We start from the raw sequence: 15966 nt of genomic DNA, 5'->3' as shown, positions 1-15966 counted from the left end.
CTATATTTTTTTACAAAAATCGTATACTATAGATGGGGCGATGAATATAGAAGAATAAGTTCCAATACTTACTCCAATAAATAAAGACAACATAAAACTACGAAGAGTTGTTCCTCCAAATAAAAAAATGATAAAAATTACTAATAGAGTGATAAATGAAGTATTTATAGTTCTTGTTAGAGAACTAGAAATACCTGTATTAATAATTTGTTTCATTGTTGAAAACATTGTTATTTTTGATATTTTTCTAATTTGATCATAAACAATTACAGTGTCATTAATAGAATAACCAATTATGGTTAATAACGACGCTATAAAAGATTGATTGATTTCTAGAATAGAAAATTTTCTATAAAAAAAAGAGAATATTCCAAGAACAATTACTGAATCATGAATTAAAGAAACTACAGCTCCTAATCCAAATTGCCATTTTTTGAATCTTATTAAAATGTATAAAAATATTCCTATTAAAGAAAGAATAATTGATATAAAAGATTTATATCTCATATCTTTAGCTATTAAAGGTTCCACTTTTTCGGAAGATAAAATTCCTAAAGATTTATTTTTTTCTATATTTTTAAAATCTTTAAAATCAAAATGAACGGGAAAATAATTTTTTAAAGATATGAACATTTTCTGCAAAATTTCTTCGTCTACTTTATTATTATCTTCCCATATTTTGTATTTAGTTACTATTTTCAGTTGCTTTTCATTTCCAAATGTAAAGACATTTGGAAATGAAGGCTTTTCTTTTTCTATGAATGTTTTTGATAAAATTTCAGAAATTTTTTCAGGGTTTATTTTTCGATCAAAAATAATGACATAAGAACGTCCTCCAACGAAATCTAATCCAAGGTTTAACCCTTGAAAATTCAGAGAAAAAATACTGACTATCAAAATAAAAGAAGAAATAACATAAGACCATTTTCTTTTAGATAAAAAATCCCATTGTATGTTTTGAATTTTATGAAAAACATTCATAAACATCATTTTATTATTAAAAATAATATTTTGATATCTTTTTAAATGCCATTCTAATAACAATTTTCCTAAACAAGTAGAAGTAAACACAGATGTTATGATCCCAATAATTAAAGTTGTGGAAAACCCTTGAATAGGTCCTGTTCCAAAATAAAACAAAATAATTCCACACAACAAAGTGGTAACTTGTCCATCTATAATTGAAGATAATGCCCCTTGTAACGTGTAACTGTTATGAATAGATTTGAAAATAGAAATTTTATTTTTTATATTCTCTTTAATTTTTTCATAAATCAGAATGTTTGCATCCATAGACATGGCTAATGTCAATATAATTCCTGCAATACCAGGAAAAGTTAATACGGCGTTCATGGAAATAAGAATCCCAAAAATAAATATTATGTTGAAAATTAAAACTATATCAGAATACAATCCTGGAATTGAATAATAAAAAATCATCCAAAAGAATACAAAAAATAAGGCAATTAAAAAAGATTTTACTCCCTTTTGAATTGATTCTCTTCCCAAAGAAGGTCCTACCATATCAGTTTGGACAATGTTTACTGAAGTAGGAAATTCTCCTGCATTCAATACATTAACTAAATCATTTGATTCTTGTATTGAAAAATTCCCAGATATTTGAGACATTCCATTTGGAATAACTGATTGAACTAAAGGAACTGCATAGACTAAATCATCAAGAACTATTGCTATATTTTGACCTATATTCTTTTCAGTAAACATTTTCCACTTTTTAGTTCCTTCTTGATTCATTTTTATGTTAATAGATATTTCATTAAAAGCCCCAAAAGATTTATAGGCACGAGTCACAATATCTCCATTCAAGAATGTAGATTTTTCTTCATTATTTATTTTTACAGCAAATAATTGCAAAAAATTTTTATTTAAAAGACTTTTAGCTCCCCACAAAAACTTTACATGATGTAAATTATATGGTAAAGCTTCCGATGCTTCTATTGAATTTAAAAATTCAGAAACTACTTTTTTATGTTTTTTATGAACTAATCCTACTATATTGTTTGACTTTAAGTTAGAAATATTCAAAAGATCTATAAAAGATTTTTTTTTATTTAATTTTCTATGAAAAAATTTGTTTATTTCGTTAAAATATGGAAAAACTTCTTGGAAGTTATAAGTTTCAAAAAAATGCAGTTCTGCTTTTTTTTCTAAAATTTTTTTTATTCTATCTAGATCTTTAATTCCAGATAATTCTATCAAAATTCGATTCGAATTTTTTATACGTTGTATATTCGGTTGTAGGACTCCAAATTGATCTATTCTAGATCTTAATATATTTTGAATAGAAATAATAGATGATTCTATTTTTTTTCTAAGAAAAGTCTCTATTTCTGAATTTAAACTGTTAGAATCAATTTTTTCTATATTGATTCTATTTCCAAATAAATCTGGAGAAGATAAACTAATGTTTAGTTGATTAAAAAAATTAATAAAAAATGATAAATAATCTTCATTTGGATTTTCTTTTTTTTTCTTATCCGCATATTCTAATCCTTTTATAAAAAAAGGATTTTTAGAATTTTCAGAAAATTTTTTCAATAAATCTTTTTCAGATATATCCAAAATTATACTAATTCCTCCTTTCAAATCTAAACCTAGATTTAGAATTTTTTGATTATATTTTTTAAATACGCTGGAATGTATATAATATAAACAAATTGCAGTTAATATTATGGTTGTAAAAACCGTAAAAAAGTTTCCTATACGCATTTTATTTTTCTAAATATTTTCAGATTTGCATAGTAAAAATATAAAAATTAAATGTGAAATGATTATTTCGATAATATAAACATATTATGCTATATTCTGAATTTTTGATTTTCAATGGATACAGATTTCACCTGTATTAGTAATTTTACTTGAATCTTACAAGAACGAAAATAAAACAACATTTTTTAATTATTTTAATAGTTTTTTTGATTTTATCATAAAATATTTTTTTATTATATAAAAACATTATCAGATAAATACGAAAAAAATATTTATTTTTTTTCTTTTGTCATCTTCCTTTTTTTAATCAGAAATATTTTTCGATATTTGAAAGAATATTTTTTAATCTGAACATAATATCTGAACATAATAACTTTTATCGTTAAAAATATTAGAAATGATAGAAAATTTAATCCCTAGATTATCTAATGATGTTAAAGTTTTTGAATGAAAATGAATCTTGTAAAATCTATTACAGAAATTTTTGATCATCCTGTTTTATCTATTTCCATTATAGGAAATCTATTTTTAATAGAAAGTATTTTATCCATAGATAATGCAGCAATATTGGCTTCTATGATTATGAATTTAAAAAAAGAAGATAGAAAAAAAGCTATAAAATATGGAATTATTGGAGCTTATTTTTTTAGAGGATTATGCTTACTGTTTGCTTCTGTATTAATAAAAATATGGTGGTTGAAACCATTAGGTGGCTTATATTTAATTTTTTTGGGATTAAATCATTTCTTAAAAAAAAGAAATTTTTTATTAAAAGATTCAAAAAATGTAAAAAAAAAAGATTCTTTTTGGAAAATTGTTCTATTCATAGAAATTATGGATTTGTCTTTTTCTATTGATAATATTTTCGCTTCTGTTGCTCTTTCAGAAAACTTTATATTAATTTTTTTAGGTGTATTTATAGGAATTTTGTCAATGAGATTGATGTCTCAATTTTTTATTCAATTAATGGAAAGGATTCCAGAATTAAAAAATTCTTCTTTTTTCATAATTATTGTTCTCGGAATCAAACTTATTTTTTCTTCTTTTAAAAATTATAGTTTTTTCCCATCCGAGGGAATGTTCTCATTCCTCACTTTTTCTATATTCGCTTTTCCCATTTTTTTTTCATGGGTAAAAAAAATCATAAAAAATTAAAATAATATGGTTATAGGATCTTCTAAAAACTTCCTAAGAGAATGAATATAGCTACTTCCTATAGCCCCATCTATAATTCTATGATCACAAGACAAAGTAATTTTCATGACATTCCCTATTTCTATTTTAGAATTTTTAATAATTGGTCGTTTCATAATAGATCCTACAGATAAAATAGAAGAGTTAGGGGTATTAATAATGGAAGTAAAAGATTCTATTCCATACATTCCCAGATTAGAAACTGTAAATGTACTGTTTTCTATTTCTTCTGGTTGTATTTTTTTTGATTTTGAACGTAAGACTTTATCTTTGATTTCTTTGGATATTTGTAATAGTGATTTTTTATCTACATTTTTAATAACTGGTACTATTAATCCATCTTTTACTGCTACAGCTATTCCAATATGAATCTGTGAATGAAGTATAACTTCTTCTTCTTTCCAAGATATATTTATGTCAGGATGTTTTTTCAAAGATTGAGCTACTGCTTTTATAATAATATCATTAAATGATATCTTTTCTTCCAAAGAAAGTTTATTGTTTAAATTTTTCCTGAATTCAATCAATTTATCCACATTTATTTCACTAAACAAATAATAATGTGGAGCAGACAATTTAGAAAAAGTTAAATGTTTTGCTATTTTTCTTCTCATGGAAGAATGAGCGATTTTTTGATTAACTTCCTTTAAGTTCGTTTTTTCATAGTATTCAATATCTCTTTTTACGATTCTTCCATATTCTCCACTTCCCTTTCCCTTGATGTCACTTATAGAAACTCCTATACTTTTAGCCATATTTTTTGCCAAAGGAGAAATAAATATTCTATCCTGTTTATTATTTTGATATTTTGTATCTCTTTTATTTGATTTTGAAATGATATGACTGATATCTTCTCCTTCTTCTCCTATAATCGCTAAGATATCATTCACTCGTGTTTTTTCTCCTTCTTTAACCCCAATAAAAAGCAAAACTCCACTGATATCTATTTCAAAATCTTGAGTAGCTTTGTCTGTTTCTATTTCAGCTAAAATATCACCTTCCGAAACTTTATCTCCTATTTTTTTATTCCATTTGATTACAGTCCCCTCTTCCATTGTGTCACTTAATTGGGGCATAGATATTATTTCTGCCATTATTCTAAGGTTTTTTTTTGATCTTACGATGGTCTAATTTATCTAAAAAAGAATAATTTGTTTCGTTGTAAACAACATTATACATTTCTTCTAAAGAAGGTGTATCCGATTTTTCTGCAAATTCTACACATGTTTCTACTTCTTTTTTTACTTCATTTTCTATAGTGTTCAGATTTTCCATGGTTTCCCATTTATTTTGTATAATAATATTTTTTAATTTTAAAATGGGATCTTTTTTTTTATATGAATGGACTTCTTTTTTGCTTCGATATGACTCGGAATCTGACATGGAATGCCCTCTATATCTATATGTTTTAATCTCTAAAAAAGTAGCTCCTTCACCTTTTCTAGCTCTTTCTATTGCAATAGAAGCTGCTTGTGCTATTTTTTCAGGATCCATTCCATCTACAGGATGAGAAGGCATTCCGTATGATAAACCTATTTTATAAATTTCTTCCATGTTTGTACTTCTTTCTACAGAAGTTCCCATAGCATATTTATTGTTTTCACATATAAATACAACAGGAAGTTTCCATATCATAGCCATATTAAACGTTTCATGTAAAGATCCTTGTCTTACAGCACCGTCTCCCATAAGAGTTATAGTGACTGCGTCTCTATTAAAATATTTATCAGCAAAGGCGATTCCAGCACCTAATGGTATTTGTCCTCCTACAATTCCATGACCTCCATAAAAACGATGTTTTTTGCTAAAAATATGCATGGACCCACCCATCCCATAAGAAGTTCCTGTTTTTTTCCCTAAAAGTTCTGCCATAACTTTTTTTGGATCTACTCCCATAGATATGGGTAAAATATGACATCTATAAGCTGTTATAATTTTATCTTTAGACATATCCATTGCATGAGTTAATCCTGCAGGAACTGCTTCTTGTCCATTATATAAATGTAAGAATCCTCTAATTTTTTGTTTCAAGTATAGTGAACGACATTTGTCCTCAAATTTTCTCCAAAAAGACATATCCTTAAACCACTTGAGATAGGTTTCTGTGGTAATTTCTTTCATAAGAAAAAATTTATGAGATTATCTATCGTATGCAAATTTAATCTTTAAGATTCAATCTACAAAGAATAATTAAATTAAATCAATAAGGCTTTCCAAGGCAACTTTCCTGGATCCTTTAATGAGTACATAATCAACTTTTTGAAAGGATTGTTTTTTGATCCATTCAATGAATTCTTTTTTATCTATAAATTTTTTTATTTTTTGAGAAGTTTTTAGATTATTTCTAAAGAATATATCTCCAATCAAGAATGTTATATTTATGTTGCTTTTTTCTATAAAAGAAATTATTTTTTCATGTTCATGATAAGAATAAAATCCTAATTCCAACATATCTCCCAATATAGCAATTTTATTTCCTTTCACATGATTACTAAAAAAGGTAAGAGTTTTTATCATACTAGTAGGATTGGCGTTATAACAATCTATAATAATTTTGATATTTTTTTTATTCAAAATCTGAGAACGATGATTTTTTGGAATGTATTCTTCTACTGCTTTTTTTATTTTTTCTAAAGATATTTTAAAATATTTTCCAATGGATATAGCAGAAGCTATGTTATATAGATTATAATTCCCTATTAAAGAAGAACTTATTTTCATTTTTTCAATATATAAAATTGATTCCAAATTGTGTCCATCCCACAAATATTCAATTTTTACATCTGATTTTTTATTCTTTTTTTCCGAAAAAACGTATCTATTCATCCCTATACTATTATTTAATTGAATAGAGTCATCTCCATTTACAAATACTACTTTTTTATTTTTTTTTAAAAAGTTATATAATTCAAGTTTTCCACGGATAACTCCATCTATACTTTTGAATCCTTCTAAATGAGCTTTTCCAAAATTAGTTATATATCCATAATCCGGTTTAATGATAGAACACATTTTTTCTATTTCTTTCTCGTGATTAGCTCCAATTTCCATGACAGATATTTCTGTATTAATAGGCATGGAAAGTATAGTTAATGGAATTCCTATATGATTATTAAAATTATTTTTAGTAGAATGAACTCTTTCATATTTTCTGGAAAGAATAGCTTTCGTAAGCTCTTTTGTGGTGGTTTTTCCATTACTCCCTGTAATAGCTATAATTGGGATATGACGTAATTGATATCTATGATACATAGCTAATTTTTGTAAGAAGTATAAAGTGTTATTTACATGAACAATTTTTTTAGAGGAAAGGCCCCTATTATCATCTACTATCGCTAGGATTGCTCCATTTGAAATGGCTTCATGAGCAAATTGGTTTCCATCAAAATTTTTTCCTTTTAAAGCTATAAAAATAGATCCTTTTTTAACTTTTTTACTGTTTGTTTCTACCCCAGAAGAAATCGTATATAATTGATATATGTTTTGAATGTTCATTCTTTAATCAAATTAAAGTAAATCTTCTTCAAGTTTCATTTTTAGATTGTTAATATTGGTTATAACAATTCTTTTTTGATCTTTAATATAAGATATATAACCTGTTTCTTCAGAAATAACAAGGCATATAGCATCTGTTTTTTCAGATAAACCAATAGCAGATCTATGACGTAATCCTAAACGTGATGGGATTTCTTTGTTGTAAGATACAGGAAGGATAGCTCTTGTTTTCACTATTCTATTTCCTATAACAACCACAGCTCCATCATGTAATGGACTATTTTTGTAGAAAATACTTTCTAGAATAGGAATATTAACTTTAGCATCCATTTCATCTCCATTTTGAATAAATTCTTTAAGATCTTGATGTAATTGAATGACTATTAAAACACCTGTTTTATCTCCTGAAAAAATAGCGCAAGATTTTACAATACTATCTATAGTTTCAGTTTTGATTGAAACATTTGATTTTTTGAAGAAAAGAGAAAATATAAATTTTTTGAAAAATATTCTGCTTCCTACTATGAGTAGAAATTTTCTAATTTCTGGTTGAAACACAATAATTAGTGCTAGAAACCCTCCTTTGAAAAAAGCACTTATAACTATGCTAAGGAGTTTCATTTCATAAATCTCTACTATTTTCCAGAAAATAAATGTTGCAATGATTCCATAAAAAATGTTCAGAGCAGCAGTTCTATAAACCAATCTATAGACTTGGAATAAAATAATCCCCACCAAGAATAGATCTAAAATATCGATGAAAGAAATTTTCAAAGAATATAATAATGAAAAAAAGGATTCATACAAAAGTAATATAAAATTATTAGGGAATTAGAAAATATTTCTGTAATATTGTACTAATTTAATGCATTCCACTGCTTTTTTAACGTCATGTACTCGCAATAGTTTAGATCCATTCAATAGTGCTATAGTATGAATGACTGATGTAGCATTTAATGATTCTTCATAAGAAATTTGTAGAAGATGTTTAATCATAGATTTTCTAGAAATTCCTATTAATATTAAATGATCTTGAAATCCTAATAAAGACAAGTATTTTAATAATTGAAAATTTTGTTCTAATGTTTTTCCGAAACCAAATCCTGGATCCAGGATAATATCCTGAATTCCGTTTTTTTTTAAATGGAAAATTTTTTTCGAAAAAAAATTATTTATTTCTGTGATTACATTATTTTCATAGTATGGATTTTCTTGCATATTTTCAGGGATCCCTTTCATGTGATTTAATATATATGGAATTTTAAGTTTTCCGAGCAAAGGGAACATATTATTATCCAATTTTCCTCCTGATATGTCATTTATCATTACGACTCCTTCTTCAACAGCTATTCTTGCTACTTCACTGCGAAAAGTATCTATAGAAATTCTAATGTTTGGAAAATTTCTTATGATAGCGCGAATAGGTTTTATGACTCTTTTTATTTCTTCTTTTTCTGTTATAAATTTTGATTTTGGACGAGTAGAGCAACCTCCAATATCTATAAAGTCAGAACCTTCGTTTAATAAATTTTCTACGTGTTTCAGTATGCTAGCTTCAGAATTTAATTTTCCACCATCGTAGAAAGAATCAGGAGTTAAATTCACTATTCCCATAATTTTGGGTTCTTTTAAATGTAATAAGGATCCTGCACAATTAATTGTCATTTAAAAACTATTTATTTGTAATATATTATCATATACATATAATAAAATTAAATAACATGAGTCGTCCTTCTATTAATTTTATTTTTCAAAAATGTAGAAAGTTATTTTTAGATAAATTAATAGATTATGATCTTTCATGGAAATTTTTAAAAAATTCTTCTATAATAGATCAAATTCTTATTAAAGTAGTTCGAATAAAAAATATTCAATCAAAAGGATATCAAGAAATTAAAGAAGAAAAAATAACAGATACATATATGGATATTATAAATTATATAATAATTATATTAATTAAATTGGATATTTTTTTTATATTAAATATTGATACAATATCACGTTGTGATGTTATTTTTATTTATAATCAAAAATTTGAAAAAATCAAAAATTGTATTCATAAAAATTCCAAAAATAAGATAATTTCTATTAAGAATATTCTAGAAAATATTTTATACTTGAAAAAAAATGAAGGAAAAGTTGCATTCAAAAAATTAGAAAAATTTTATCTTAAAATGTTAATTGAAACCATTTTTTTGTTAAAAAAAAATTTTTGATCTAAAAATGTTTATATCTTATGAGGAAAAAAATTGTCATCGCAAATTGGAAAATGAATCATGATTTTCATGAAACGAGTTTTTTTCTTAGGAATTTTTTGAAAATTCTTTTAGAGAAAAAAATAAATCATAACAAAGAAATTATTATTGCTCCTTCTTTTCCTTTTTTACATATTTCAAATCAGATTTTACAAGGAACTACTTTGAAGATTGCTGCTCAAAATATCTATCAAATGGACAAAGGTTCATATACAGGTGAAGTATCAGCTTCTATGTTAAAATCTATAGGAATTACTAAAGTAATATTAGGACATAGTGAACGTAGAGAGTTATTTTTTGAAAATAATGATATTTTATTCAAAAAAATAAAAATAGCATTGAAATATGGATTAGATATCATTTTTTGTGTAGGAGAAACCTCTTTTGAAAGAAATAGAGATCAACAATTTTACATTGTGAAAAATCAATTGAAAGAAACTATTTTTCATTGTACTCGAGATGAAATTGGTTTTTTTTATATAGCATATGAACCAATATGGGCTATTGGAACAGGAAAAAACGCGACGTATGAACAAGCTCAAACAATGCATAAATTCATTCGATCTTTATTTTTGGAAAAATATGGAGAAAGTATTTCAAATAGAATTCCCATTCTGTATGGAGGGAGTATAAATAATCTTAATGCAGGAGATTTTTTTTTACAAAAAGACATAGATGGAGGTCTTGTAGGAAAATCCTCACTTAAAATCGAGAATTTCTTAAAAATTATTCAATCTTGATATATATTTGTTTCTTTATAGGCCTCGTAGCTTAATTGGATAGAGCATCTGACTACGGATCAGAAGGTTATGGGTTCGAGTCCCTTCGAGGTCGTGTTTTCCTAAATTTACCCTAAATAAGGTTTAAGAATTTTGCTTCTAGAAGAATGTTTGAGTCTTTTTAGGGCAATGCTCTCTATTTGTCTTACTCTTTCTCTTGTTAAATCGCAAGATTGCCCTACTTCTTCTAAAGTCATTGGAGGAGATCCATTTAATCCAAAATGTAAAATAATAACACGACGTTCTCTTTCGCTTAAAGTTTCTAAGATTCTTTTTATGTCTTTACGGAGAGATTCTTTTTCCAAATGTTCATCTGGACGAGGAGATTCATCAGATCTTACCAAATCATATAAATTGGAATCTTCTCCTTCGATTAAAGGAGCGTCCATAGAAACATGTCTTCCTGAATTTTTAATAGATTCTTCTACATCTTTTTCATTCATATCTAGATGTTCTGCTATTTCTCTGGAAGAAGGAGTTCTTTGCAATTCTTGCTCTAATTGAGCAAGAGTTTTTAAAATTTTATTTAATAAAGCTAATTTGTTTGTGGGTTGTCTAATAGAACGTGATTGTTCAGCTATGGCTTGTAAAATTGCTTGTCTTATCCACCATACAACATAGGATATACATTTAAAACCTCTTGTTTCATCAAAGCGCAATATTCCTTTTATCAAACCTAAATTTCCTTCATTAATTAAATCACATAAACTTAATCCTTGATTTTGGTATTGTTTAGCGACAGATACTACAAAACGTAAATTTGCATTTACAAGTTTATTTATAGCAGATGCATCTCCTTCTCTTGCTCTACGAGCATATTCTACTTCTTCTTCTGGCGTTAGTAATGGAATTTTTCCTATCTCATGAAGGTATTTATCCAATGATTCAGATTCACGATTTGTTACTTGTTTAGTAATTTTAAGTTGTCTCATAGTTTTATCATATTTTTTTTTAATCATTTTTTTTTCCTGGACGAGGAAAAAGAACTTTTCTAGAAAGTTTCATTTTTTTATTTTTTTCATCCATTCCCATAAATTTTACATCAATAATGTCACCAATATGTAACTCTTCTTCTATGCGATTCAATCTTTTCCATCTGATTTCTGAAATATGTAGTAATCCTTCTACCCCTTTAGCTATTTCAACAAAAGCTCCAAAATCTTTTATAGATTTCACTTTTGCCTTATAAACTTTTCCTAATTCTGGAACGAAAGTAATTTGTTTAATTCTATCAATAGCTTTTTCTATTTTTTCATAATCTTTACCGACAATTTCAATGTAACCAAAATCTCCTTTTTCTTCAATTAGTATGTTAGTGTTTGTGTATGATTGTATTTCTTGAATAACTTTCCCTCCTGGTCCTATGACTGATCCAATGAAATCTTTGGGAATATTAAAAGTGTATATTTTTGGAGCATTAGGTTTCATTTTTTTTCTATATTTTGGTAAGACTTCTATCATTTTTTTTAAGATGAAAATTCGTCCTTCTAAAGCTTGCATCAAAATTTGATTTAAAAGATCATATGTTAATCCATGTGTTTTTTTTACATCCATTTGACAAGCTGTAATTCCATACTGGGTTCCCGTTATTTTAAAATCTAAATCTCCAAAGTGATCTTCCTCACCTATTATATCCGATATAATAATTTTTTTTTCTTTTTCCATCAATAATCCCATTGCAATTCCAGAAACTGGATTTTTAATAGAAATACCAGCATCCATCAAAGCTAAACTTGCAGCACAAACTGTAGCCATAGAAGAAGATCCATTAGATTCTAAAATGTCTGATACAACACGTATCGTATATGGATTATCAGGTATAATATTTTTCAATGCACGTTGAGCTAAATTACCATGACCAACTTCACGTCTAGAAACCCCCCTGATTGGACGTATTTCTCCTGTTGAAAAAGGTGGAAAATTGTAATGTAGATAAAATTTTTCCTGATTTTCCACAACAACATTATCTATTTTATTAGCATCTAAAGATGACCCTAAAGTGACAGTTGTGAGTGATTGAGTTTCTCCTCTAGAAAATAAAGCAGAACCATGGACTCCTGGTAAGTAATCTACAACACTATATATTGGACGTATTTGTTTATTAGTTCTACCATCCAATCGAATTCCTTTTTCTAAAATCAAATTTCTGGTTACTTTTTTTTTGATTTCTTCATAAAATTGATCAATGATAGCTTCTTTTTTTTCTTTTTCTATTTTTTCTTCTGTTAAAAATTTTTTTTTGAAATTATTTAAGATAATTTTTTCTTGAATAGATCTAGTTTTTTTTTCTAAAAAATCATTGTAAATTTTTTCAATTTTTTCGTAAGAAAAAGAAAAAAGTTCTTTTTTGAAAAATTCATTTTCTGATTTTTCTATTTTTTCTTCTTGATCTTCAAAAAAAAATTTATTTTTTTTGGATAATTTTTCAGATAAACGTATTTGAGCTTCTATCTGAGGTTTAATCTCTTCATGAGCTTGAATTATAGTATTCAATAATTCACTTTCTTTTATTTCTTTCATTTCTCCTTCTATCATGATAATAGAGTTTATAGAAGCACCCACTATCAAATCTATATCTGCTTCTTTCAATTGATCTAAACTAGGATTAATAATAAATTTTTTTTTTAAACGTATAATACGTATTTCTGATATAGGACCATTGAAAGGGATTCCTGCTACAGATAGAGCTGTTGATGCGGCTAATCCAGCTAATCCATCCGGCAAAACATTTTTATCATATGACAATAAAGAAATCATTATCTGTATTTCATTTTTGAACCATTCTGGAAATGTTGGCCTTAAAACTCGATCAACTAATCTCATTGTTAATATTTCTTCATCGGAAGGTCTTCCTTCCCTTTTTATAAACCCCCCAGGAATTTTTCCGCCTGCGGAATATTTTTCTCTATAATCTACTGTTAAAGGAAAAAAATTTTTTTCATTTTTTATTTCTTTGGAAACAACTACAGTAGCCAATAGCATTGTATCTCCTATACGTACTACAGCAGCTCCATCTGCTTGTCTAGCTAACTCTCCTGTTTCAATAATGATAGTACGACCATCTTTAAGAGATATGGTTTCTTTAACTATATCTGGCATATTTTATTTTTTTTCTATCTAGAAATACTATATCATTTTCTCAATCCTAGATGTTTAATTATTTTTTTATAACAATTAATATCACGTTTTTCTATATATTTTAATAGTTTTTTTCTTTTACCCACTAATTTTACCAAAGCTCTTTCTGTATTAAAGTCTTTTTTATTGTTTTTCAGATGATTGCTTAAGTGATTAATCCGGTAAGTGAACAAGGTTACTTGTACTTTTGAAGAACCTGTATCGTTAACAGATGTTCCATAGATCTTGAATATTTCTTTTTTTTTCTCTGCAGTCATGATATAAAGTTAAAAATATTTCTACTAAAAATTTTTTTCCATTTTGAGAATGGAATCTATATATTTTCTATCATTAGATAAACGAGGAATTTTATTTTGTCCACCTAATTTTTTATTTTTTTTCAACCAATTATAAAATAACCCATTTCTAGCTACATGTATAATAGGAGGCCCCAAAACAATATTTTTATATCGTTTAATTTCATAATCGGAATTCAGAGATTTTAATTCGTTATCCAAAATGTTTCTAAAATTGCACAAATTTTTCGGATGTTTCTTGAATTCTATAATCCATTCGTGAGCACCAGAATTGTTTTGATTCATATAAATGGGACCTGCTGTATATTCATGAATAATAGAATTTGTTTTTAGGCAAGTTTTATTCAAAGCTTCCTCCGCATTTTCAATAATTAATTCTTCCCCAAAGGAATTAATGTAAAGAGTGGTTCTTCCTGAAATAGAAATTCTATATGGTGATAAATTAGTAAATTTAATAGTGTCTCCAACAATATATCTCCATAATCCGGCATTAGTAGAAACAACTAATGCATAATTTTTATTCAATTCCACATTCTCAATGGAGATTATTTTAGGATTTTTTTTATCTATGTCTTCTGCAGGAATAAATTCATAAAAAATTCCATGATTTAATAAAAGCAAAAGATCTTCAACATTTCTTTGATCTTGAATAGCAAAAAAACCTTCTGAAGCACTATATATGTCGTAATAATTAATAGATTTTTCGAATAAGTTCTGATATTGATGTATATAAGGTTTTAAACTCATTCCTCCATGAAATATGACTTCTATATTAGGCCATATTTCGTTAATTCTTTTTTTGTCAAATTTTTTTAGCAATTTGTTTAAAAATATTAATAACCAAGAACAAACTCCCAACAAAATTCGAACATCCTTGCATCCTGTTTCTTTTACTATATTTTCCAGTTTTGTTTCCCATTCGCTCATTAAAGCTGTTTTTTTACCAGGAATACAAATATTTTCCGCCCAAAAAGGCATATTTTTGATCAAAATAGAAGATAAATCCCCATAAAAAGTGTTGTAATTTTTATATAATTCATGACTTCCTCCTAAACGAACAGCTTTTCCGAAAAAAATTTTCGTTTTTGGATGATTATGAATATAAATAGATAACATATCTTTTCCTGCTTTGTAATGACACTCATTCATGGAGAGTTTGGTCACAGGAATATATTTACTTTTTGTATTTGTAGTTCCAGAAGATCTGGCAAACCATTTTACTGTTCCTGGCCATAATATATCTTTTTCTCCTCTACGAATTCTTTTGATTACATATTTTAAATCTTCATATTTACATATGGGTATTCTTTCAGAAAATTGCTGATATTTCTTAATGTCACGAAACCCATGTTTTTTTCCAAATTCAGTGTCTTTTGCATACAAAATCAATCGATTAATCAATTGATTTTGTATTTCTGTTGGATAACGCATGAAAAATTCTATGTTTTTAATTCTTTTTTTGAGAAAAGAAGATGTTAAATACCCGGATAAATATTTTATCATTACGATAAAGAATGTTAGTTATAAATGCAAAAAAATGAATTTTATTTATTTGACAAATAAATAGAAGCAATTTCAAAAGTTAATTTTTTCATATATATTGTGTTAAATTTATGAAACTTTAAAAGTTTATTCATCCTTTTTCCACAATAAGAAAATGATCTAATAGACTCTTTTAAATAATTATATGCAATATGATTATTTGATAGGGAACTTCCTATTTTATTTAGGATAAAATGAGAATAGAAATAGTAAATTTTTTTAATCCAATAATTGGAAGGTTTAGAGAATTCTAATATTCCTAATATTCCTAAAGGTTTCAGTATTCTATATATTTCTTTGAAAGAAAGGTGAATATATTGAAAATTTCTTATTCCAAAAGCTACAGTCACTGCATCGAAAGTTCTATTTCCAAATGGAATATGTTGAGAATATCCTTGAATTAATTTGATTCTTTTTTCCAAAAAATTATTTCTTATTTTATTTTGAGCTACTTCTAGCATTTTTTCCGATGGATCTAATCCTATAATGTAAGCATCATCAAATCTATTTGCTAAAAGAATAGCCAAATCTCCGGTT

At 26.4% G+C, this 15966-nt stretch carries 14 protein-coding genes and 1 tRNA gene; 4 read left to right on the top strand and 11 right to left on the bottom strand.

Annotated features, from left to right (window positions below; translation table 11 throughout):
- Positions 1-2730, bottom strand: coding sequence for a protein translocase subunit SecD (secD, locus tag H0H47_RS02730; RefSeq protein WP_185865952.1), 2730 nt, complete (start codon positions 2728-2730; stop codon positions 1-3).
- A gap of 447 nt (positions 2731-3177) precedes the next feature.
- Here secD and H0H47_RS02725 point away from each other — a divergent pair, with 447 nt between their 5' ends.
- Positions 3178-3885 carry a TerC family protein gene (locus tag H0H47_RS02725; RefSeq protein ID WP_317168672.1) on the top strand — a complete coding sequence of 236 codons (708 nt, stop codon included), beginning with the start codon at positions 3178-3180 and terminating at the stop codon, positions 3883-3885.
- Here H0H47_RS02725 and H0H47_RS02720 read toward each other — a convergent pair.
- The 5 genes from H0H47_RS02720 to folP all read right to left on the bottom strand — a co-directional run bounded on the left by H0H47_RS02720 (position 3882) and on the right by folP (position 9084).
- Positions 3882-5018, bottom strand: a complete 1137-nt coding sequence (locus H0H47_RS02720; RefSeq protein WP_185865950.1) for a dihydrolipoamide acetyltransferase family protein — start codon at positions 5016-5018, stop codon at positions 3882-3884. The two genes, H0H47_RS02725 and H0H47_RS02720, sit on opposite strands and share 4 nt — an antisense overlap.
- A gap of 4 nt (positions 5019-5022) precedes the next feature.
- Positions 5023-6045, bottom strand: coding sequence for a pyruvate dehydrogenase (acetyl-transferring) E1 component subunit alpha (gene pdhA / locus H0H47_RS02715; protein ID WP_185865949.1), 1023 nt, complete (start codon positions 6043-6045; stop codon positions 5023-5025).
- A gap of 69 nt (positions 6046-6114) precedes the next feature.
- A complete protein-coding gene (locus tag H0H47_RS02710) occupies positions 6115-7419 on the bottom strand; it encodes a UDP-N-acetylmuramoyl-tripeptide--D-alanyl-D-alanine ligase (RefSeq protein WP_185865948.1) in 1305 nt (434 codons plus the stop codon).
- A gap of 12 nt (positions 7420-7431) precedes the next feature.
- Positions 7432-8226, bottom strand: a complete 795-nt coding sequence (locus tag H0H47_RS02705) for a diadenylate cyclase (RefSeq protein ID WP_185865947.1) — start codon at positions 8224-8226, stop codon at positions 7432-7434.
- Between the two features lie 24 nt (positions 8227-8250).
- The gene (folP, locus tag H0H47_RS02700) at positions 8251-9084 is read right to left on the bottom strand and encodes a dihydropteroate synthase (RefSeq protein ID WP_185865946.1); all 834 of its coding nucleotides are present in this window, start codon (positions 9082-9084) and stop codon (positions 8251-8253) included.
- A gap of 56 nt (positions 9085-9140) precedes the next feature.
- Here folP and H0H47_RS02695 point away from each other — a divergent pair, with 56 nt between their 5' ends.
- The 3 genes from H0H47_RS02695 to H0H47_RS02685 all read left to right on the top strand — a co-directional run bounded on the left by H0H47_RS02695 (position 9141) and on the right by H0H47_RS02685 (position 10508).
- Positions 9141-9635 carry a nucleotide modification associated domain-containing protein gene (locus tag H0H47_RS02695; RefSeq protein WP_185865945.1) on the top strand — a complete coding sequence of 165 codons (495 nt, stop codon included), beginning with the start codon at positions 9141-9143 and terminating at the stop codon, positions 9633-9635.
- A 20-nt stretch (positions 9636-9655) separates the two neighbouring features.
- Entirely contained in the window at positions 9656-10414 is a 759-nt protein-coding gene (gene tpiA / locus H0H47_RS02690) for a triose-phosphate isomerase (RefSeq protein ID WP_185865944.1), read from the top strand.
- 20 nt (positions 10415-10434) lie between these two features.
- Positions 10435-10508 (top strand) — tRNA-Arg (locus H0H47_RS02685).
- Positions 10509-10521: 13 nt separating this feature from the next.
- Here the strand turns inward: H0H47_RS02685 and H0H47_RS02680 are convergent.
- Genes H0H47_RS02680 through H0H47_RS02660 form a run of 5 tightly spaced genes read right to left on the bottom strand, consistent with a single transcriptional unit; the run spans position 10522 to position 15956 of the window.
- Positions 10522-11385, bottom strand: coding sequence for a sigma-70 family RNA polymerase sigma factor (locus H0H47_RS02680; RefSeq protein ID WP_185865943.1), 864 nt, complete (start codon positions 11383-11385; stop codon positions 10522-10524).
- Positions 11386-11404: 19 nt separating this feature from the next.
- Positions 11405-13552, bottom strand: coding sequence for a polyribonucleotide nucleotidyltransferase (pnp, locus tag H0H47_RS02675; RefSeq protein ID WP_185865942.1), 2148 nt, complete (start codon positions 13550-13552; stop codon positions 11405-11407).
- Positions 13553-13584: 32 nt separating this feature from the next.
- Positions 13585-13848, bottom strand: a complete 264-nt coding sequence (gene rpsO / locus H0H47_RS02670; protein ID WP_185865941.1) for a 30S ribosomal protein S15 — start codon at positions 13846-13848, stop codon at positions 13585-13587.
- A gap of 24 nt (positions 13849-13872) precedes the next feature.
- On the bottom strand, positions 13873-15390 hold the full coding sequence (locus H0H47_RS02665) for a GH3 auxin-responsive promoter family protein (RefSeq protein WP_185865940.1): 1518 nt from the start codon (positions 15388-15390) through the stop codon (positions 13873-13875).
- Positions 15391-15431: 41 nt separating this feature from the next.
- Positions 15432-15956, bottom strand: a complete 525-nt coding sequence (locus tag H0H47_RS02660) for a class I SAM-dependent methyltransferase (protein ID WP_262887355.1) — start codon at positions 15954-15956, stop codon at positions 15432-15434.
- Between the last annotated feature and the right edge of the window lie 10 nt (positions 15957-15966).

This window comes from Blattabacterium cuenoti (genome assembly GCF_014252075.1).
Lineage (GTDB): Bacteria > Bacteroidota > Bacteroidia > Flavobacteriales > Blattabacteriaceae > Blattabacterium > Blattabacterium cuenoti_AC.
This window is presented reverse-complemented; position numbering and strand designations above follow the sequence as displayed.